This is a genomic window from Mycobacterium sp. pUA109 (assembly GCF_041287095.1).
Classification (GTDB): domain Bacteria; phylum Actinomycetota; class Actinomycetes; order Mycobacteriales; family Mycobacteriaceae; genus Mycobacterium.
Genome location: NZ_JBGGKS010000023.1, coordinates 1 through 20031 on the forward strand (window position 1 = coordinate 1; position 20031 = coordinate 20031).

At 68.7% G+C, this 20031-nt stretch carries 18 protein-coding genes and 1 pseudogene; 14 read left to right on the forward strand and 5 right to left on the reverse strand.

The features are described 5' to 3' along the window. Positions 1 to 127: 127 nt before the first annotated feature. Genes ACAG26_RS22375 through mptB form a run of 3 tightly spaced genes read right to left on the reverse strand, consistent with a single transcriptional unit; the run spans position 128 to position 3578 of the window. Complete coding sequence (locus tag ACAG26_RS22375; RefSeq protein WP_370485271.1) at positions 128 to 907, reverse strand: ABC transporter permease; 780 nt, start codon at positions 905 to 907, stop codon at positions 128 to 130. Then, complete coding sequence (locus tag ACAG26_RS22380; RefSeq protein ID WP_370485272.1) at positions 904 to 1848, reverse strand: ABC transporter ATP-binding protein; 945 nt, start codon at positions 1846 to 1848, stop codon at positions 904 to 906. Before ACAG26_RS22380 ends, ACAG26_RS22375 begins: the two co-directional genes overlap by 4 nt. After that, the gene (mptB, locus tag ACAG26_RS22385; protein ID WP_370485273.1) at positions 1845 to 3578 is read right to left on the reverse strand and encodes a polyprenol phosphomannose-dependent alpha 1,6 mannosyltransferase MptB; all 1734 of its coding nucleotides are present in this window, start codon (positions 3576 to 3578) and stop codon (positions 1845 to 1847) included. The genes ACAG26_RS22380 and mptB overlap by 4 nt, the downstream gene beginning before the upstream one ends. Before the next feature lie 67 nt (positions 3579 to 3645). Between mptB and ACAG26_RS22390 the strand changes: the two genes are divergently transcribed. The 12 genes and pseudogenes from ACAG26_RS22390 to ACAG26_RS22445 all read left to right on the forward strand — a co-directional run bounded on the left by ACAG26_RS22390 (position 3646) and on the right by ACAG26_RS22445 (position 14157). Further along, positions 3646 to 4398, forward strand: coding sequence for a helix-turn-helix transcriptional regulator (locus ACAG26_RS22390; protein ID WP_370485274.1), 753 nt, complete (start codon positions 3646 to 3648; stop codon positions 4396 to 4398). A 66-nt stretch (positions 4399 to 4464) separates the two neighbouring features. Continuing rightward, positions 4465 to 5910 (forward strand): Fe-S cluster assembly protein SufB, encoded by a 1446-nt coding sequence (sufB, locus tag ACAG26_RS22395; RefSeq protein WP_370485275.1) that lies wholly within the window; start codon positions 4465 to 4467, stop codon positions 5908 to 5910. Then, a complete protein-coding gene (gene sufD / locus ACAG26_RS22400) occupies positions 5907 to 7103 on the forward strand; it encodes a Fe-S cluster assembly protein SufD (protein WP_370485276.1) in 1197 nt (398 codons plus the stop codon). Before sufB ends, sufD begins: the two co-directional genes overlap by 4 nt. Beyond that, positions 7100 to 7885 carry a Fe-S cluster assembly ATPase SufC gene (gene sufC, locus ACAG26_RS22405; protein WP_370485277.1) on the forward strand — a complete coding sequence of 262 codons (786 nt, stop codon included), beginning with the start codon at positions 7100 to 7102 and terminating at the stop codon, positions 7883 to 7885. Before sufD ends, sufC begins: the two co-directional genes overlap by 4 nt. Positions 7886 to 7887: 2 nt before the next feature. Next, positions 7888 to 9126: a cysteine desulfurase gene (locus tag ACAG26_RS22410; protein WP_370485278.1), complete on the forward strand. Its 1239-nt coding sequence runs from the start codon at positions 7888 to 7890 to the stop codon at positions 9124 to 9126. Continuing rightward, positions 9123 to 9615 (forward strand): annotated as a pseudogene (gene sufU / locus ACAG26_RS22415) (Fe-S cluster assembly sulfur transfer protein SufU); the annotation flags it as partial. The gene ACAG26_RS22410 and the pseudogene sufU, both read left to right, overlap by 4 nt. Then, on the forward strand, positions 9593 to 9940 hold the full coding sequence (locus tag ACAG26_RS22420; protein WP_370485279.1) for a metal-sulfur cluster assembly factor: 348 nt from the start codon (positions 9593 to 9595) through the stop codon (positions 9938 to 9940). The pseudogene sufU and the gene ACAG26_RS22420, both read left to right, overlap by 23 nt. Before the next feature lie 37 nt (positions 9941 to 9977). Continuing rightward, positions 9978 to 10790, forward strand: coding sequence for an MBL fold metallo-hydrolase (locus ACAG26_RS22425; RefSeq protein WP_370485280.1), 813 nt, complete (start codon positions 9978 to 9980; stop codon positions 10788 to 10790). Positions 10791 to 10889: 99 nt separating this feature from the next. After that, a complete protein-coding gene (gene trxA / locus ACAG26_RS22430) occupies positions 10890 to 11294 on the forward strand; it encodes a thioredoxin (RefSeq protein ID WP_370485281.1) in 405 nt (134 codons plus the stop codon). 27 nt (positions 11295 to 11321) lie between these two features. Further along, entirely contained in the window at positions 11322 to 12143 is an 822-nt protein-coding gene (locus ACAG26_RS22435; RefSeq protein WP_370485282.1) for an enoyl-CoA hydratase, read from the forward strand. Positions 12144 to 12217: 74 nt separating this feature from the next. Beyond that, positions 12218 to 13846, forward strand: a complete 1629-nt coding sequence (locus tag ACAG26_RS22440) for an ABC-F family ATP-binding cassette domain-containing protein (protein WP_370485283.1) — start codon at positions 12218 to 12220, stop codon at positions 13844 to 13846. 119 nt (positions 13847 to 13965) lie between these two features. After that, positions 13966 to 14157, forward strand: coding sequence for a helix-turn-helix domain-containing protein (locus ACAG26_RS22445; RefSeq protein WP_071022167.1), 192 nt, complete (start codon positions 13966 to 13968; stop codon positions 14155 to 14157). A 117-nt stretch (positions 14158 to 14274) separates the two neighbouring features. Here ACAG26_RS22445 and ACAG26_RS22450 read toward each other — a convergent pair whose 3' ends face one another. Then, a complete protein-coding gene (locus ACAG26_RS22450) occupies positions 14275 to 14838 on the reverse strand; it encodes a TetR/AcrR family transcriptional regulator (RefSeq protein ID WP_370485284.1) in 564 nt (187 codons plus the stop codon). A 13-nt stretch (positions 14839 to 14851) separates the two neighbouring features. Then, positions 14852 to 17659, reverse strand: coding sequence for an aconitate hydratase AcnA (gene acnA, locus ACAG26_RS22455; protein ID WP_370485285.1), 2808 nt, complete (start codon positions 17657 to 17659; stop codon positions 14852 to 14854). A 172-nt stretch (positions 17660 to 17831) separates the two neighbouring features. Between acnA and ACAG26_RS22460 the strand changes: the two genes are divergently transcribed. Further along, positions 17832 to 18389, forward strand: a complete 558-nt coding sequence (locus ACAG26_RS22460; RefSeq protein ID WP_370485286.1) for a DUF6676 family protein — start codon at positions 17832 to 17834, stop codon at positions 18387 to 18389. Between the two features lie 230 nt (positions 18390 to 18619). Continuing rightward, positions 18620 to 20026 (forward strand): NlpC/P60 family peptidoglycan endopeptidase RipA, encoded by a 1407-nt coding sequence (ripA, locus tag ACAG26_RS22465; protein ID WP_370485287.1) that lies wholly within the window; start codon positions 18620 to 18622, stop codon positions 20024 to 20026. Positions 20027 to 20031: the final 5 nt, after the last annotated feature.

Genomic DNA, 20031 nt, shown 5'->3' on the forward strand with positions numbered 1-20031 from the left:
CCACAACCGGATAACCACGCGGCACAGCAACCTCCAAAACCACTAGACGTTGCACTGACCGTATGAATCCGCCCGAGTGCACACCTGCGTGGACGCACTTTCGCGGCCACGGCAACGGCAGCCGGGCTCAGGTGAACCGGAACCAGCGCAGCGCGCCCACCGCGGCCAGTGCGCCCCACACCACCAACACGGCGAAACCGAACCAGTCGACCGATACCGTCATCGCCTGGGATAACGCCTCGGTCAGCGCGCCCGACGGGGTGAGCCGCGCGACCCACTTCATCGCCGCGGGAATGGTGTCGTTTTCCAGGGTCAGCGCGCCGAATCCGGCGAACACGAACCACAACAGGTTGGCGACGGCCAGCACGATCTCGGCGCGCAGCGTGCCGCCGAGCAGCAACCCCAGCGCGGCGAAACCGGCGGTGCCCAGCGCGATCACCACTGCGCCCAGCGCCAGCCCCGCCGGCGCGGGCCGCCAGCCGAGCGCAAACCCGATGGAGCCCAAAAGGATTGACTGCAAGGCCACCACCGCCACCACCGCCAGTGACTTGCCGACGATGACCCCCCACACCGGCAGCGCGGTGGCGCCCAGCCGTTTCAGGGCGCCGTAGCGGCGGTCGAACGCGACCGCGATGGCCTGCCCGGTGAACGCCGTGGAGATCACCGCCAGCGCCATGATGGCCGGGACGAAGGTGGCCACCCGTGGCCGGTCGCCGAACGAGCCCAGTGGCAGCAGCGTTAACCCCACCAGCAGGGTGATCGGGATGAACATGGTCAGCAGCAGCTGCTCGCCGTTGCGCAGCAGCAGCTTCAACTCCAGCCCGAACTGCGCGGTCAGCATCCGCGCCACCGTGTTGGGCCGCGGGTCCGGGGCGAAGGTGTCCGCCGGGAAATGGGCGCTGGTCACGGTCGTAACTCCCTGCCGGTCAGGTCCAAGAACACATCCTCGAGGCTGCGTTGCTCGACCCGCAGATCGGTGGCCAGCACGTCGAGCTGCGCGCACCACGCGGTGACCGTGGCCAGCACCTGCGGGTCGACGGCGCCCTCGACCAGGTATTCGCCCGGGGCCACCTCGCTGGCCCGGTAATTCTCCGGCAGCGCCGAGACCAGCAAAGACAGGTCCAGCCGGCGGGGTGCGGTAAAGCGCAACTGGTCCTTGGCGCCGGTGCGGGTCAATTCCGCCGGGGTGCCCGCCGCCACCGTCACGCCGTGGTCGATGATCACCAGCCGGTCGGCGAGTTCCTCGGCCTCCTTGAGGTGGTGGGTGGTCAGCACCACGGTGACGCCGTCGCGGCGCAACGCGTCGATGAGCTCCCAGACCAGCACCCGGGCGTGCGCGTCCATCCCGGCGGTGGGCTCGTCGAGAAACACCAGTTCGGGTCGGCCGACCAGCGCGCAGGCCAATGCCAGCCGCTGCTGTTGCCCGCCGGACAGCCGCCGGTAGGTGGTGCGGGCGGCCTCGGTGAGACCCAACGTGTCCAGCAGCCACTGCGGGTCCAGCGGGTTGGCCGAGTAGGCGGCGACCAGGTTGAGCATCTCGCCGGCGCGCGCGGCCGGGTACCCGCCGCCGCCCTGCAGCATCACCCCGATCCGCGGCCGCAGCCGGGCGTTGTCGGCGATCGGATCCAGCCCCAGCACCTCGATGCTGCCCGCGTCGGGGCGCACAAAGCCCTCGCACATCTCGACGGTGGTGGTCTTGCCGGCCCCGTTGGGTCCCAGCAGCGCCAGCACCTCGGCGCGCTGCACCTGCAGATCCAGGTCGGCGACCGCCTGGATGGCAGACGGGCTGGTCCCGTACCGTTTGCACACCCCGCGCAACCGCACGGGGACTTCGGCCGACGAGTTCACGGGGAATCAGCGTAAGCGCCCGGCAGCACCGTGGGCGGCTGGGTCGGGGCCGGGGCCGCCGCGGTGGGCGTGTTATCGGCGGCCAGCTCGGTCGGCACCGGCCCGGTTTGATCGCCCGGCAGCTGCCGCCAGGGCAGCCAGGCGTAGGTCACCGCGATGAGCAGCGCCACGATGATGGTGCTGGCCAAGGTGGCGTCCAGGATCTGAAACAGCGCGAAGCGATCACCGTTGGCGGTCGGACCGAACACCCCGACGATGAATGTCACCGCGATCGCCGCGATCCGGAACCCCGGGCGGGTGGCCCAGGCTGCCAGCGGGATGATCGCCCACAGCAGGTACCACGGCTGCACCACCGGAAACAGCAGCACCGTCACCCCCAGCGCGACGCCGAGCCCGCCGACCGGGTGCAGCCGACCGCGCAGCACCAGCAGCAACAACCAGGCCACCATCACCGCGATGATCAACACGCCGATGCCACGGGTCAGCGACAGCACCGCGGTGGTGTGATCACCGAGCCCCAGCAGGATGCCCACCTGGCCGGTGCCCAGCGCGATCAGCGTCGGCGGCGACATCCAACTGCGCACCACGTTGGCGGTGCCCAGCGTGTAGACCCAGCCGAAACCGAGCCGGCTGGCCCAGCCGATGAGCCCGATCACCACCACCGCCAGCACCGTCATCGCCCCACCGGCCAGCAGAAACGCCCGCAGGTTCCCGCCCCAGCGCCACGCCAGGGCCATCGCGACAAACCCCAACGCCAGCAGCGAGGGCAGCTTCACCTGCGAGGACAGCGTGATCAGCACCGCGCCGGCCAGCAGCATGCCCAGCGGCGCCCACTGCAGCCAGTGCGCGCGGTCGCGCGGCCACTGCCAGGGCCGCGCGGGCATCAGCGGCGTGGTCGCATCCACCCCGCGCAACGCGAACTCGACGCCGGTCAGCATCAAGCCGAGCATCAGGGCCTCGTTGTGAATCCCGGCGACCAGGTGCATGAGCAGCAGCGGGTTGGCCGCGCCCAGCCACAGCGCACTGACCTCGGCCACCCCGCAGCGTCGCGCCAGCCGCGGGGTGGCCCACACGATCAGGCCCACCCCGATCAGCACCACCAGTCGGTGACACAGCACGGCGGCGACGATGTTCTCCCCGGTCAGGGCCGAAATCCCGCGCCCGACCCATAAGAACAGCGGACCGTATGGTGCCGGGGTTTCCCGCCACAGGCTGGGCACCGACAGGGTGAACACGTGGCCCAGCCCCAACCCGGGCGCCGGGCCCACCCGATACGGGTCGAGCCCCAGCCGGGAGATCTGGCTTTGCGCCAGATACGAGTAGACGTCCTTGCTGTACATCGGCGGCGCCACCAACAGCGGCAGCATCCACAGCAGCAGGGTGCGATCCAGCTGGCTGCGCGACATTTGCCGGCTACCCAGCGCGAACCGGCCCAGCATCAGCCAGGCCAGCGCCATCATCACCGCGCCGGTGGTGGTCATCGTCAACGACACCGTCTGAATCCGGGACGGCAGGTTGAGCAGCCGCACCCCGAACGTCGGGTCCTGCACCACCGGCCGCGCCCCGGCGCCCAGCGCGCCGATGCCCATCAGCACGGTGCCGGTCGCCCCGAACAGCCGGGTGCGGCGCAGCGCGACGACCTCGGACTCGTTGAGCGGGGAGCCCACCGCCCGCTCGTCGCCGTGCCAGCGGGCCAGCGAGGTGCTCAACGAGTATTGGCGGGCGGCCATCACAGCAGCGTAACCGCCGCGTCCGGGCCGACCGGTGTGAGCAGCGCAACCCTCATTGAGGGTAGCCTTGCTAGACCCGTCACCGGAATTGCGTCACACTGGTGTTGTGAAAATCCGGACGGAGCGTGAGGGCGACGGCATGGCCGTGCCCGGGGCGGACCCCACCAGTGCCGCCGCCACGCACGACGGCCACACCCGCCGTGCGGTGGTGCGGCTGTTGATGGAGTCTGGGTCGATCACCGCCGGGGAGATCGGCGAGCGGCTGGGACTGTCGGCCGCCGGGGTGCGGCGCCACCTGGAAGCGCTGATCGAACTCGGTGACGCCGAAGCGCACGCCGCGGAGGCGTGGCAGCAGGTGGGGCGCGGCCGGCCGGCGAAACGCTACCGGCTCACCGCGGCCGGGCGGGCCAAGCTCGAACACCGCTACGACGACTTGGCCTCGGCGGCCATCCGGCAGCTGCGCGAAATCGGCGGCGAGGACGCGGTGCGCACCTTCGCCCGCCGACGCATCGACACGATTTTGTCGGAGGTCGAGCCGGCCGACGACGTCGAGACCGCCGCCGAGCAGATCGCCGAAGCCTTCACCCGGGCCGGATACGCCGCCACCACCACGCGGGTGCGCGGGCCGCTGCCGGGCGTGCAGATCTGCCAGCACCACTGCCCGGTCTCACACGTCGCCGAGGAATTCCCCGAGCTGTGCGAGACCGAACAACAGGCCATGGCCGAGGTGCTCGGCACGCACGTGCAGCGGCTGGCGACCATCGTCAACGGCGACTGCGCCTGCACCACCCACGTCCCCCTGACCGGTACCCACCATTAGCCACCCGATAGCACTTCGGCGCACAGCCCGCGCCGAAGCCACCACGAGCAAGCAAGGAGCGTCGTAATGACGACCACCCCCGAGCTTCACAAGCCCGCAGAACCGCTGTCCCAGGAAGAGGCCATCGCCTCGCTGGGCCGTTACGGTTACGGCTGGGCGGACTCCGACGCCGCCGGGGCCAGCGCGCAGCGCGGCCTGTCCGAGGCGGTGGTGCGCGACATCTCGGCGAAGAAGAACGAGCCGGAGTGGATGCTTCAGAGCCGGCTGCGCGCGCTGCGCACGTTCAACAAGAAGCCGATGCCGACCTGGGGCTCCAACCTGGGTGACATCGACTTCGACAACATCAAGTACTTCGTGCGGTCCACCGAAAAGCAGGCGGCCAGCTGGGAGGACCTGCCTGAGGACATCCGCAATACCTATGACCGGCTCGGCATCCCCGAAGCCGAAAAGCAGCGCCTGGTCGCCGGTGTGGCCGCGCAGTACGAATCCGAGGTGGTCTACCACCAGATCCGGGAAGACCTTGAGGCCCAAGGGGTTATCTTCTTAGACACCGACTCGGGGCTGCGTGAGCACGAGGACATCTTCAAGCAGTACTTTTCCACCGTCATCCCGGCCGGGGACAACAAGTTCTCCGCGCTGAACACCGCGGTGTGGTCCGGCGGGTCGTTCATCTATGTGCCGCCCGGGGTGCACGTCGAGATCCCGCTGCAGGCCTACTTCCGGATCAACACCGAGAACATGGGCCAGTTCGAGCGCACCCTGATCATCGTCGACGAGGGCGCCTACGTGCACTACGTGGAGGGCTGCACGGCACCCATCTACAAGTCGGACTCGCTGCACTCGGCGGTGGTGGAGATCATCGTCAAACCCGGCGGCCGGTGCCGCTACACCACCATCCAGAACTGGTCGAACAACGTCTACAACCTGGTCACCAAGCGAGCCCGCGCCGAGGCCGGCGCCACCATGGAATGGATCGACGGCAACATCGGCTCCAAGGTCACCATGAAGTACCCGGCGGTGTGGATGACCGGCGAGCACGCCAAGGGCGAGGTCCTCTCGGTGGCGTTCGCCGGTGAGGGCCAGCACCAGGACACCGGCGCCAAGATGCTGCACCTGGCACCCAACACGTCGAGCAACATCGTGTCGAAGTCGGTGGCCCGTGGCGGTGGCCGCGCCTCCTACCGGGGCCTGGTCCAGGTGAACAAGGGCGCGAACGGGTCGCGCTCCAGCGTGAAATGCGATGCGCTGCTGGTCGACACGGTCAGCCGCAGCGACACCTACCCGTACGTCGACATCCGCGAGGACGACGTCACGATGGGCCACGAGGCCACCGTGTCCAAGGTCAGTGAGAACCAGCTGTTCTACCTGATGAGCCGCGGGCTGACCGAGGACGAGGCGATGGCCATGGTGGTGCGCGGCTTCGTGGAGCCGATCGCCAAGGAACTGCCGATGGAGTACGCGCTGGAGCTCAACCGGCTGATCGAACTGCAGATGGAGGGCGCGGTCGGATGACGGCTCAGAACCTGGCCGTGGAGGGAACACCAGCGGGGTCTTCGACAGCGATCAACAAGGGCGAGCAATTCGCCTCGTTCGACGTCGACGCCTTCGAGGTCCCCGGCCACCGCGACGAGATCTGGCGGTTCACCCCGCTGCGCCGGCTGCGCGGCCTGCACGACGGGTCGGCCCCGGCCACCGGCAGCGCGCAGATCGCCGTCACCGAACAGCCCGGGGTGCGGGTGGAAACCGTGCGGCGCGGCGACGAGCGGCTCGGTCAGGGCGGAGTCCCGACCGACCGTGTTGCCGCCCAGGCGTTTTCGTCGTTCAACTCCGCGACGCTGGTCACCGTCGGCCGCGACACCCGGGTCGCCGATCCGATCGACGTCGTGGTGACCGGGCCCGGAGCGGGCGCCGTCGCCTACGGGCATCTGCAGATCCGCGTCGAGGAGCTCGCCGAGGCCGTCGTCGTCATCGACCAGCGGGGCAGCGGAACCTACGCCGACAACGTCGAATTCGTGGTCGGCGACGCCGCCCGGCTCACGGTGGTGTGGATCGCCGACTGGGCCGACGACACCGTGCACCTCAGCGCCCAGCACGCCCGCCTGGGCAAGGATGCGGTGCTGCGCCACGTTGCGGTCACGCTGGGCGGCGAGCTGGTGCGGATGTCGTCAACGGTGCGGTTCACCGCCCCGGGCGGCGACGCCGAACTGCTCGGCCTGTACTTCGCCGACGACGGCCAGCACCTCGAGTCGCGGCTGCTGATCGACCACGCCCACCCCGACTGCAAGTCCAACGTGCTGTACAAGGGGGCGCTGCAAGGCGATCCGGACTCGTCGCTGCCCGACGCGCACACCGTGTGGGTGGGTGACGTGCTGATCCGGGCGGCGGCCACCGGCACCAACACCTTCGAGGTGAACCGCAACCTGGTGCTCACCGACGGCGCGCGTGCCGACTCGGTGCCCAACCTGGAGATCGAGACCGGCGAGATCGTCGGCGCCGGACACGCCAGCGCCACCGGACGATTCGACGACGAGCAACTGTTCTACCTGCGGGCCCGCGGCATCCCCGAAGAGCAGGCCCGCCGCCTGGTGGTGCGCGGCTTCTTCGGCGAAATCATCGCCAAAATCGCGGTGCCGCACGTGCGGGACCGCCTGACCGACGCCATCGAACACGAACTGGAACTCACGGAAAAGACCACAGCCTCATGACCACTTTGGAAATCAAAGACCTGCACGTCAGCGTCGACAACCCCGACGCCGCCGCCGGGGAACGCGACATCCCGATCCTGACCGGAGTGAACCTCACGGTGCGTTCCGGCGAAACCCACGCGGTGATGGGCCCCAACGGCTCGGGGAAGTCCACCCTGTCCTACGCCATCGCCGGGCACCCCAAATACCAGGTGACGTCCGGATCGATCACCCTGGACGGGGAGAACGTGCTGGACATGAGCGTGGACGAACGCGCCCGCGCCGGGCTGTTTTTGGCCATGCAATACCCGGTGGAGGTGCCGGGGGTGTCCATGTCGAACTTTTTGCGCAGCGCGGCGACCGCGGTGCGTGGTGAGGCACCGAAACTGCGGCACTGGGTCAAAGAGGTCAAGGCGGCGATGGGGGAGCTGGAGATCGACGCGGCTTTCGCCGAACGCAGCGTCAACGAAGGCTTCTCCGGTGGGGAAAAGAAGCGGCACGAGATCTTGCAGCTGTCGTTGCTCAAGCCCAAGATCGCCATCCTCGATGAGACCGACTCCGGGTTGGACGTCGACGCGCTGCGGGTGGTCAGCGAGGGGGTGAACCGCTACGCGGCGGCCGAGCACGGCGGCATCCTGTTGATCACCCACTACACCCGCATCCTGCGCTACATCCAGCCGCAGTTCGTGCACGTGTTCGTCGGCGGGCGCATCGTCGAGTCCGGCGGCCCCGAACTGGCCGACGAACTCGAAGAGCACGGCTATGAGCGGTTCACCCAGCAGGCAGCGTCCGCCGGAGCCTAGCGATGACGCTCGACCTGGACGCCATCCGCGCCGATTTCCCGATCCTCAAACGGGTGATGCGGGGCGGAGCCCAACTGGCCTACCTGGATTCCGGCGCCACCTCCCAGCGTCCGGTGCAGGTCCTCGACGCCGAACGTGACTTCTTGACCACGTCCAACGGGGCGGTACACCGCGGCGCGCACCAGCTGATGGAGGAGGCCACCGACGCCTACGAGGACGGCCGCGCCGCCATCGCCGCCTTCGTCGGCGCCGGCCCCGACGAGCTGGTGTTCACCAAGAACGCCACCGAAGCGCTCAACCTGGTGTCCTATGTGCTGGGCGACAACCGGTTTCCGCACGCGGTGGGGCCCGGCGACGTCATCGTCACCACCGAACTCGAGCACCACGCCAACCTGATCCCGTGGCAGGAGTTGGCGCGACGCACCGGGGCCGAGTTGCGCTGGTACTCGGTCACCGACGACGGCCGCATCGACCTGGACTCCTTGCAGCTCGACGAACGCGTCAAAGTTGTGGCGTTCAGCCATCACTCCAACGTCACCGGGGCGGTCGCCCCGGTCGCCGAACTGGTCACCCGAGCCAAGGCCGTCGGTGCGCTGACCGTGCTGGACGCCTGCCAGTCGGTGCCGCACCAGCCGGTCGACCTGCACGCCCTGGACGTCGACTTCGCCGCCTTCTCCGGCCATAAAATGCTGGGCCCCAACGGGATTGGCGTGCTGTACGGTCGCGGTGAGTTGCTGTCGGCGGCACCGCCGTTTCTGACCGGCGGGTCGATGATCGAGACGGTGGCGATGGCGATCAGCAGCTACGCGCCGCCGCCACAGCGGTTCGAGGCCGGCACCCCGATGACCTCGCAGGTGGTGGCGCTGGCCGCGGCCGCCCGGTACCTCAACGCGATCGGCATGGACGCGGTCGAGGCCCACGAAGCACGGTTGGTGGCCGCCGCGCTGGACGGGCTGTCCGGGATCGACGGCATCCGGATCATCGGGCCGCGCTCGCTAGTCGACCGCGGATCGCCGGTGTCGTTCGTGGTCAAGGGGGTCCACGCCCACGATGTCGGGCAGGTCCTCGACGACGACGGGGTGGCGGTGCGGGTCGGGCACCACTGCGCGATGCCGTTGCATGCGCGGTTCGGGATCGCCGCCACCGCCCGGGCGTCGTTCGCGGTGTACAACACGCTCGACGAAGTCGACCGGCTGGTGGCCGGGGTGCGCCGGGCCGTGACCTTCTTCGGCGGAGCGTGAGCGTGCGGCTGGAACAGATCTATCAAGAGGTGATCCTCGATCACTACAAGCATCCGCACCACCGTGGTCTGCGGGAGCCGTTCAACGCCGAAGTCCACCACACCAACCCGATCTGCGGGGACGAGGTGACGCTGCGGGTCGCCTTGTCCGACGACGGCGACACCGTCGCCGACATCTCCTACGACGGGCAGGGCTGCTCGATCAGCCAGGCCGCCACCTCGGTGCTCACCGATCAGGTGATCGGGCAAACCGTCCCGCAGGCGCTGCAGACCGTCGCCGCGTTCACCGAGATGGTTTCCTCCCGCGGCACCGTCGAAGGCGATGAGGCCGTGATCGGCGACGGCGTCGCGTTCGCCGGGGTCGCGAAGTATCCGGCGCGGGTGAAATGCGCGCTGCTGGGGTGGACGGCATTCAAGACTGCGCTGGTCGAAGCCACCAGCGCTGTGCCCTCAACTGGAGGTAACCGATGAGCGAAACAGCCACGCCGCACGACGCGTTGCTCGCCGACGTCGACGAAGCGATGCACGACGTCATCGACCCCGAACTCGGCATCAACGTGGTCGATCTGGGGCTGGTGTACAGCCTGGAGGTCGAGCACGGCGACACCGGACCGGTGGCGCTGCTCGACATGACGCTGACCTCACCGGCGTGTCCGCTGCAGGACATGATCGAGGACCAGTCCCGCACCGCGCTGGTCGCCGGCGGGCTGGTCAGCGAACTCAAGATCAACTGGGTGTGGTCCCCGCCGTGGGGCCCGGACAAGATTACCGACGACGGGCGCGAGCAGTTGCGCGCGCTCGGGTTCACCGTCTGACCCACGCGACCGGCCGCCCACCCCATAGGGTTGTGCCATGTTCTGGTTGTGCCGGACCTGTGGTGTCGAGCACGCGAGCCGCTCGGAGGTCTGCGCGATCTGCGCCGACGAACGCCAGTGGGTGCCGCGCGGCGGCCAGCAGTGGACGACGCTGGAGCAGCTGACCGCCGAGGGAACCGGCTCGCAGGTCAGCGTCATCGAAGACGGCTTGGTCGGGGTCGGCGCCACGCCGGCGTTCGGGATCGGTCAGGTCGGCAAGCTGGTGTGCGGTGCGGCCGGCAATGTGCTGTGGGATCCGTCCGGCTTCGTCGACGACGCCGCGGTGGCCGCGGTGGCCGAGCGCGGCCCGGTGGTGGCGATTGTGGCCAGCCATCCGCACATGTTCGGCGCGCAGGTGGAGTGGAGCCACCGGCTGGGCGGGGTGCCGGTGTACGTCAACGCCGCCGACGCCGGCTGGGTGATGCGGCCCGACCCGGTGATTCAGCAGTGGAGCGACACGGTGGCGCTGACCCCGTCGCTGTCGGTGGTGCGGGTCGGCGGGCATTTCCCGGGCAGCGCGGTGGCCTGCTGGCGCGACGGCGCCGACGGGCGCGGCGTGCTGCTGGTCGGCGACACCGTCTTCCCCAACCCGGACCGGCGTACGGTCGGGTTCCTGCGCAGCTACCCCAACCTGCTGCCGCTGTCGGCGGCGGTCGTGGAGCGGATGGCCGACACGCTGGCCGGGTTGAGCTTCGACCGCATCTACGGCCTGTTCACCAACGCCATCGACACCGACGGGCAGGCCGCGGTGCAGCGGTCGGCCGCCCGGCATGCCGCCTGGGTGCGCGGCGACTACGACCATCTGACCTGAGGAAAATCGCGCCGACTGTGCGGTGTCATACGCGAAACGCCTGCGTAGCGTATGAAATCGCACAGTCGCGAACGCGCTTATCGCCGCTGGTAGCCACTCATGGGGAACACGGCACCGGCTTGCCGCGTTGACCCGGGCATGGCTACCCAAGAACTTACTGCCGCACAGTTCAACGACACCATCAACGGCAACGACATCGTGCTGGTCGACTTCTGGGCGTCGTGGTGCGGGCCGTGTAAGCAGTTCGCCCCCACGTTCGAGGCGTCGGCGGAAAAGCACCCCGACGTCGTGCACGCGAAGGTCGACACCGAGGCCGAGCAGCAGTTGGCGGCGGCCGCCGAGATCCGCTCCATTCCGACGTTGATGGCGTTCAAGAAGGGCCACCTGGTGTTCAACCAGGCCGGGGCGCTGCCGCCGGCCGCGCTGGAAGACCTGGTGCAGAAGGTCAAGGATTTCGACATCGACGCCGCGATCGCCGAGCAGCCCAAGCCCGACCAGGTGTAGGGGCCGGCACGCGATAGCGTGCATTGCGTGAATCCCCCGAACAACTTCGTTCTTGTCGACCGCCCGCGGCCCGGGGTCGCGCTGATCACCCTCAACCGGCCGGAGCGGATGAACTCGATGGCGTTCGACGTCATGGTGCCGCTCAAGGAGGCCTTGGCGGAGATCACTTACGACAACGCGGTCCGGGCGGTGGTGTTGACCGGGGCCGGCAACGGCTTCTCCTCGGGCGCCGACCACAAGTCCGCGGGCAGCGTCCCGCACGTCGACGGGCTGACCCGGCCGGCGTACGGGCTGCGGTCGATGGAGCTGCTCGACGACGTCATCCTCGGGTTGCGGCGCCTGCACCAGCCGGTGATCGCCGCCGTCAACGGCGCCGCCATCGGCGGCGGGCTGTGTTTGGCCCTGGCCGCCGACATCCGCGTCGCCGGATCGGGCGCCTATTTCCGGGCCGCCGGCATCAACAACGGGCTGACCGCCAGCGAGCTGGGGCTGAGCTACCTGCTGCCGCGGGCGGTGGGCTCGTCGCGGGCGTTCGAGATCATGCTGACCGGCCGCGACGTCGACGCCGCCGAAGCCGAACGGATCGGGCTGGTGTCCCGCACGGTGCCCGACGCCGAACTGCTGGCCACCTGCTACGACCTGGCCGAACGGATCGCCGCCTTCTCCCGACCCGGTATCGAGTTGACCAAGCGCACACTCTGGAGTGGACTGGACGCCGGTAGTCTAGAGGGGCATATGCAGGCCGAGGGGCTGGGACAACTGTATGTGCGCCTGCTGACCAGCAACTTTGAAGAAGCCGTCGCCGCGCGCGCCGAGAAGCGGCCGCCGGTGTTCACCGACGACAAGTAATACACACAGGAGTGGCTGCGCGTGATCCGCGCCAGCGACGATGCAGAGCGCAGCGATGAGGAGGAGCGGCGCGGATGATCACCGCAACGGACCTCGAGGTCCGCGCCGGAGCGCGCACGCTGCTGGCCGCTGCCGGACCCGCGCTGCGCGTGCAGCCCGGCGACCGCATCGGGTTGGTCGGGCGTAACGGCGCCGGCAAGACCACCACCATGCGGATCCTGGCGGGGGAGGGCGAACCGTACGCCGGCACCGTCACCCGCAGCGGCGAGATCGGCTACCTGCCACAGGATCCCAAAGAGGGCAACCTCGACGTGACCGCGCGTGACCGGGTGCTGTCGGCGCGGGGACTGGACACCCTGCTGGCCGAGCTGGAAAAACAGCAGGCACTGATGGCCGAGGTCGCCGACGACGCCGCCCGGGACCGCGCGGTGCGCCGCTACGGGCAGCTTGAGGAACGGTTCGCCGCGCTGGGCGGCTACGGCGCCGAAAGCGAAGCCAGCCGGATCTGTGCGAGCCTGGGCCTGCCCGAACGGGTGTTGACCCAACAGCTGCGCACCCTGTCCGGCGGCCAGCGCCGCCGGGTGGAGCTGGCCCGCATCCTGTTCGCCGCCTCCGACACCGGCGCTGGCTCGGCCACCACGCTGCTGCTCGACGAGCCCACCAACCACCTCGACGCCGACTCGCTGGGGTGGCTGCGCGATTTCCTCAAAGCGCACACCGGTGGGCTGGTGCTGATCAGCCACAACGTCGAGCTGCTGGACGACGTCGTCAACCGAGTGTGGTTCCTGGATGCGGTGCGCGGCGAAGCCGACGTCTACAACATGGGTTGGCAGAAATACCTGGACGCCCGCGCCACCGACGAACAGCGTCGCCGCCGCGAGCGGGCCAACGCCGAACGCAAGGCCACCGCGCTGCGCAACCAGGCCGCCAAAATGGGCGCCAAAGCCACCAAAGCCGTTGCCGCGCAAAACATGTTGCGCCGCGCCGATCGGATGATGGCGGCCCTGGACGATGAGCGGGTCGCCGACAAGGTGGCACGGATCAAATTCCCCACCCCGGCGCCGTGCGGGCGCACCCCGCTGGTCGCCAACGGATTGACCAAGACCTACGGCTCGCTGGAGGTGTTCACCGGCGTCGATCTGGCGATCGACCGCGGGTCGCGGGTGGTGGTGCTCGGCCTCAACGGTGCGGGCAAGACCACCCTGCTGCGGCTGCTGGCGGGCGCGGAAACCGCCGACGCCGGGCGCATCGAACCCGGACACGGGTTGAAAATGGGCTATTTCGCTCAGGAACACGACACCCTCGACAATGCGGCGACGGTGTGGCAGAACATCCGCCACGCCGCACCCGACACCGGGGAACAGGATCTGCGCGGCCTGCTGGGGGCGTTCATGTTCACCGGCGCGCAGCTGGACCAGCCCGCCGGCACCCTCTCCGGCGGTGAGAAGACCCGGCTGGCGTTGGCCGGGCTGGTGGCCTCCACCGCGAATGTGCTGCTGCTGGACGAGCCCACCAACAACCTGGATCCCGCGTCGCGCGAGCAGGTGCTGGATGCGTTGCGCAGCTACACCGGGGCGGTGGTGCTGGTCACCCACGACCCGGGTGCGGCCGAGGCGCTGGACCCGCAGCGCGTGGTGCTGCTGCCCGACGGCACCGAGGACTACTGGTCCGAGGAGTACCGCGACCTCATCGAACTGGCCTGAGCCGCGCCAGCGTCACCGGTGCGGCGCCAAAGGCGAATTCGGTCAAAGCGCCGCATCGCCAGCACGGCCTTTCTACCCTGAGTGCGTCGAGAACCGAAGTTCCACCCGGGGAGGCGTCGATGACGAAGACCAAGAAGCCGCGCGACCAGCTGATCCACGAGTTGCGCAGCGCCTACGAGGGTGGGGCCAGCATCCGCACCCTGGTGGCGTCCACCGGCCGGTCGTACGGATCCATTCACAGCATGCTGCGGGAGTCGGGCACCACCATGCGCAGCCGCGGCGGGCCCAACCACCGCACCCGGTCGCGTTAGCACCGCCGCCTCGGCCGCGAGCGTGCGCAGTTGTACACGACACGCCGAGTGCGGCTGGCATTTTGCGCACCCTCGCGGACGGACGGGCCGGCCAAACTAGCGGACGGGCCGGCCAAGCTAGCGGTGCCGCACCGAATCCTCCACCAAATCCAGCACCGCGGACAGCCGGTGCGGGTCTTCGCCGGACGCCAGCCGGGCCACCAGGCCGTCGAGCACCAGGTCCAGATAGCACTGCAGCACGTCGCTGGGCACGTCGTCGCGTAACCGCCCGGCCTGCTTTTGCCGGCGCAGCCGCTCGGTCGTTGCGGCCGCCAATTCCGCGGACCGCTCCGCCCAGCCGCGGCTGAACGCCGGGTCGTTGCGCAGCTTTCGGGCGATCTCCAGCCGGGTGGCCAGCCAGTCGAACTGCTCGGGCGCGGCCAGCAGGTCCCGCATCACCTGGATCAGCCCCTCACGGGACGCCACATCGGCCATCCGCTGCGCGTCTTCGCGGGCCAGCTCGAAGAACAGCGTGTCCTTGTCCCGGAAGTGGTGGAAGATCGCGCCCCGCGACAACCCGATCGTCTGCTCCAGCCGGCGCACCGTCGCCTTGTCGTAGCCGTGCACGGCAAAGCAGCGACGAGCACCGTCGAGGATTTGTCGGCGGCGGGCCGCCAAATGGTCCTCGCTGACCCTGGGCACGGGTGGTTCCGCGCTAGCTGGACTTCAGCATGTTGCGCAGCACGTACTGCAGGATGCCGCCGTTGCGGTAGTAGTCGGCCTCCCCGGGGGTGTCGATGCGCACCACCGCGTCGAACTCGACCGGGTCCGCGCCCTCCTTGGTGGCCTTGACGTGCACCGTCTTCGGCGTCTTGCCGTTGTTGAGGGCTTCGATGCCGGTGAGGTCGAACACCTCGGTGCCGTCGAGCTTCAGCGACGCCGCCGACTCGCCCTCGGGGAACTGCAACGGGATCACACCCATGCCGATCAGGTTCGACCGGTGGATGCGCTCGAAGGATTCGGCGATCACCGCGCGCACCCCGAGCAGCCGGGTGCCCTTGGCCGCCCAGTCCCGTGACGAACCCGAGCCGTACTCCTTGCCGCCCAACACCACCAGCGGGATGTCCTGTGCCGCATAGTTTTGCGCCGCGTCGTAGATGAACGCCTGCGGGCCGTTGTCCTGGGTGAAGTCCCGGGTGTAGCCGCCGGAGACGTCGTCGAGCAGCAGGTTACGCAACCGGATGTTGGCGAAGGTGCCCCGGATCATCACCTCGTGGTTGCCGCGGCGCGACCCGAACGAGTTGTAATCCGCGCGCTGCACCCCGTGCTCCTCGAGGTACTGCGCGGCCGGGGTGCCCGGCTTGATGCTGCCGGCCGGCGAAATGTGGTCGGTGGTCACCGAATCACCCAGCAGCGCCAATACCCGCGCCCCGGTGATGTCGCCCACCGGGTCGGGCTTGGCGGGCATCCCGTCGAAGTAGGGGGGTTTGCGCACATACGTCGAGTCCGCATCCCACTCGAAGGTGTCGCCGCTGGGGGTGGGCAGGTTGCGCCACCGCTCGTCGCCCTTGAACACGTCGGCGTAGTTCTTGGTGAACATCTCGGAGTTGATCGCCGAGGCGATGGTGTCCGAGACATCCTTCTGCGACGGCCAGATGTCGCGCAGGAACACGTCATTGCCGTTTTCGTCTTGGCCCAGCGGCTCGGACTCGAAGTCGAAGTCCATCGTCCCGGCCAGCGCGTAGGCGATCACCAGCGGCGGCGACGCCAGGTAGTTCATCTTCACGTCCGGGTTGATGCGGCCCTCGAAGTTGCGGTTACCCGACAGCACCGCGGTCACCGACAGGTCGTTGTCGTTGACGGCCTTGGAGATCTCCTCGGGCAGCGGGCCGGAGTTGCCGATGCAGGTGGTGCAGCCGTAGCCCACCAGGTAGAAGCCGAGCTTCTCCAGGTACGGCCACAGGCCAGCCTTGTCGTAGTAGTCGTTGACCACCTGCGAACCCGGGGCCATCGTGGTCTTCACCCACGGCTTGGTGGTCAGGCCCTTCTCGACGGCGTTGCGGGCCAGCAGCGCCGCGCCCAGCATCACCTCCGGGTTGGAGGTGTTGGTGCACGACGTCACCGCGGCGATCGCCACCGCACCGTGGTCGAGCACGAACTCGCCACGCTCGGATTTGACCGGCGCCGGCTTGGACGGGCGGCCCTCGGAACCGTTGGCGGCCGACGGGAGCACCGCGCCGTCATCGGCGAAGGACAGGGTGGCCGGATCGCTGGCCGGGAACGACTCCTCGACGGCCTCGTCGAGCTGGGTGTGTGGGGTGGCACCCTCTTCGTTGACGTAGTTGTGAATGTCCTTGCGGAACGCGGTCTTCGCGTCCGAGAGCGCGATCCGGTCCTGGGGGCGCTTCGGTCCGGCGATCGAGGGCACCACGTCGGACAGGTCGAGCTCCAAGTACTCCGAGTATGCCGGCTCATGGCTGGGGTCGTGCCACATGCCTTGGCGCTTGGCGTAGGCCTCCACCAGCGCCAGCTGCTGCTCGTCGCGCCCGGTGAACCGCAGGTAGTCGATGGTCTCCTCGTCAACCGGAAAAATCGCTGCGGTGGAACCGAATTCGGGGCTCATGTTGCCCAGCGTGGCGCGGTTGGCCAGCGGCACCTGGGCCACACCCTTGCCGTAGAACTCGACGAACTTGCCCACCACGCCGTGGCGGCGCAGCATCTCGGTGACGGTGAGCACCACGTCGGTGGCGGTCACCCCGGGCTGGATCTCACCGGTCAGCTTGAAGCCGACCACCCGCGGGATCAGCATCGACACCGGCTGGCCCAGCATGGCGGCCTCGGCTTCGATGCCGCCGACACCCCAGCCCAGCACGCCCAGGCCGTTGACCATCGTGGTGTGCGAGTCGGTGCCCACGCAGGTGTCCGGGTAGACCACCCCGTCGCGGTTCATCACCACGTGCGCCAGGTACTCGATGTTGACCTGGTGCACGATGCCGGTGCCCGGCGGCACCACCTTGAAGTCGCGGAACGCGCCCTGCCCCCAGCGCAGGAACTGGTAGCGCTCACCGTTGCGCTGGTATTCGATTTCGACGTTGCGCTCGAAGGCGTCGGCGCGGCCGAACAGGTCGGCGATCACCGAGTGGTCGATCACCAGGTCGGCCGGCGCCAGCGGGTTCACCTTGCTCGGGTCCCCGCCGAGGTCGCCGATGGCCTCCCGCATGGTGGCCAGGTCCACGATGCAGGGCACGCCGGTGAAGTCCTGCATGACCACCCGGGCCGGGGTGTACTGGATCTCGATGCTCGGGTCGGCGGACGGATCCCAGTTCGCGATGGCCTGGATGTGGTCCTTGGTGATGTTGCTGCCGTCCTCGTTGCGCAGCAGGTTCTCCGCCAGGACCTTCAGGCTGTAGGGCAGTTTCTCGGTCCCGGGGACGGCGTCGAGGCGGTAGATCTGATACGAGTCATCGCCGACGTTGAGGGTGTCGCGGGCTCCGAACGAATTCACCGAATCTTTGCTGGTCACATCAACTCCCCGAGATTGAGTTCTCACCGTCGACAGGGCTGAGCCGACGGCCGGGAACACTCTAACAGTACGGCTGTCCTGCAATTCGGCGGTTCCCGATAGTGCGCCGATACTGCCTAGTCTTGCCCTGTTGAACGCGGGTTGTCACCCGCCGCTGATACCGTTTCCGACCGTGACCATCCCGCACGCGCCGACGGAGATCCCCGACGTCGTATGCCGCACCGTTGGACTCGATCCGTCGACCTCGACTGACGTCTGCATGGACCTGCTGCAAAAGGACATCGCCGACGACGCGGTCAGCGCGCCGGACCGGGTCCCGGCCCTGCGCAACGTGGTCCAAGAGGCCAACAACGACGGGATCGACCTCAAGATCGTGGTGACCAACGCCAACCCGATCATCGACACGATGCTGCGCGATGTGGCGACCGTGGTGAGCGGCGAGTACCCGGACGCCACGGTGCTGGTGCTCAGCCCGTCCTACGTCGGCAGCTACAGCGGGCAGTTCGATCGCTCCAAGCTGGAGGCCGCCGAAGACCACGCCAAGACGGGGAACCCGGTGGTTTCGGCGCAGAACTTCGTGGCCGAGTTGAATACGCCCGAGTTCCCGTGGACCGCGTTCACCATCGTGGTGCTGATCGCGGTGGTGGCGGCGGTGATCGGCACTCGGATGCTGCAACAGCTCAGCAAACGATCTACGGCGGCCGCCGAGGGCCCGTCGCAGGGCGACTAGCACCCGACTTTCGTTCACCTAACGCTGCCGTCCCCGCGTGACGGCAAATTCGGTAGGTCACCATTCGGTCACAACCGTTTTACTTACACCAATGTGGTTTGTGACCAAAGTTCCCGCAGCGTCAGTTGTGACGTACGGTTCAAGAGGTGCTTGTGTTACATATGTGCTTTCAGTGACTGCTGAGGGCTGGCGCCGTCCGTCCGCGTTGAGCCATAGGAGACCCGAGTCGAATGAGACGCACCCGCCGCGGCTCACCGCTCCAGCTGGCCGCCAGGATCGCCCGGCCCGCCGTTCCGCTGGCGGTGACCGCGGCCCTGTCGCTGTGCACACCCGGATTAGCCAGCGCGGAGCCCGCCCCGGACAGCCTGGCCGCGCTGATCGCCGACGTGGCCAAGGCCAACCAGCGCCTGCAAGACCTGGGCGCCCAGATTCAGACCGAAAAGGAAAGCGTCAATAAGGCGCTGGTCGACGTGCAGACCGCGCGCGACGACGCCGAGGCCGCCCAGCGCAACGTGGACGCCAGCCAGCAGGCGGTCACCGACGCCAACGCCGCGATCGCCACCGCCCAGCGGCGGTTCGACAAATTCGCGGTGGCCACCTACGTCAACGGCCCGTCGGACGGCTACCTGACCGCCACCACCCCCGACGACATGATCGCCACCGCGAGCGCCGGCCAGACGCTGTCCGCCAGTTCCGAGCAGGCGATGACCAAGCTGCAGCGGGCCCGCACCGAACAGGTGAATAAGGAGTCCGCGGCGCGACTGGCCAAACAAAAGGCCGACCAGGCCGTCACCGACGCCCAGGCCAGCCAGGACGCGGCGGTGGCCAAGCTCACTGAAACCCAGCGCACCTTCGGCGAACAGCAACAGCAGATCGATCAGTTGGCCGCCCAACGCAACCAAGCCCAGGCCAAACTCGACGCCGCCCGGCGGGCCGCCGCCCCAACCGGCGGTCCGGCTCCCGCCCCGTCGGGTGACCGCTGGGAGGGCGGCGGCCAGGGCGCGGCGGCGCCCAAGCGCCCCGGCAACTGGGACGGCGAGTGGGACCCGACGCTGCCGATGGTGCCCAGCGCCTTCGTCAGCGGTGACCCGATCGCCATCGTGAACACCCTGCTGGGGTACTCGGCGACGTCGGCGCAGGTGACCCAGCAGATGGGCCACAAGTTCATGCAGAGCATCGGTCTGGCGCCGACCAGCAGCGGCTACACCAACGGCGCGATTCCCCGGGTGTATGGGCGGCAGGCCTCCGAGTACGTGATCCGGCGCGGCATGTCGCAGCTGGGCGTGCCGTATTCCTGGGGCGGCGGGAACGCCGCCGGGCCCAGCCGCGGCATCGGCTCCGGGTCCGGCACGGTCGGCTTCGACTGCTCGGGGCTGGTGCTGTACTCGTTCGCCGGGGTCGGCATCAAGCTGCCGCACTACTCGGGTTCGCAGTACGACATGGGCCGCAAGATTCCGTCCGCCCAGATGCGGCGCGGCGACGTCATCTTCTACGGCCCCGGCGGCAGCCAGCACGTCACGATCTACCTGGGCAACGGCCAGATGCTGGAGGCCCCGGACGTCGGTTTGACCGTGCGGGTGGCCCCGGTCCGCACCAGCGGGATGACGCCCTACGTGGTCCGCTACATCGAGTACTGACGAAG

Bases quoted from the DNA above. Each gene is read 5' to 3' on its own strand.
- ACAG26_RS22445 (WP_071022167.1), top strand. From the start codon at position 13,966: ATGACGAAGACCAAGAAGCCGCGCGACCAGCTGATCCACGAGTTGCGC.
- ACAG26_RS22425 (WP_370485280.1), top strand. From the start codon at position 9,978: ATGTTCTGGTTGTGCCGGACCTGTGGTGTCGAGCACGCGAGCCGCTCG.
- ripA (WP_370485287.1), top strand. From the start codon at position 18,620: ATGAGACGCACCCGCCGCGGCTCACCGCTCCAGCTGGCCGCCAGGATC.
- trxA (WP_370485281.1), top strand. From the start codon at position 10,890: ATGGGGAACACGGCACCGGCTTGCCGCGTTGACCCGGGCATGGCTACC.
- ACAG26_RS22420 (WP_370485279.1), top strand. From the start codon at position 9,593: ATGAGCGAAACAGCCACGCCGCACGACGCGTTGCTCGCCGACGTCGAC.
- ACAG26_RS22440 (WP_370485283.1), top strand. From the start codon at position 12,218: ATGATCACCGCAACGGACCTCGAGGTCCGCGCCGGAGCGCGCACGCTG.
- sufB (WP_370485275.1), top strand. From the start codon at position 4,465: ATGACGACCACCCCCGAGCTTCACAAGCCCGCAGAACCGCTGTCCCAG.
- ACAG26_RS22410 (WP_370485278.1), top strand. From the start codon at position 7,888: ATGACGCTCGACCTGGACGCCATCCGCGCCGATTTCCCGATCCTCAAA.
- mptB (WP_370485273.1), bottom strand. From the start codon at position 3,578: ATGGCCGCCCGCCAATACTCGTTGAGCACCTCGCTGGCCCGCTGGCAC.
- sufD (WP_370485276.1), top strand. From the start codon at position 5,907: ATGACGGCTCAGAACCTGGCCGTGGAGGGAACACCAGCGGGGTCTTCG.
- sufC (WP_370485277.1), top strand. From the start codon at position 7,100: ATGACCACTTTGGAAATCAAAGACCTGCACGTCAGCGTCGACAACCCC.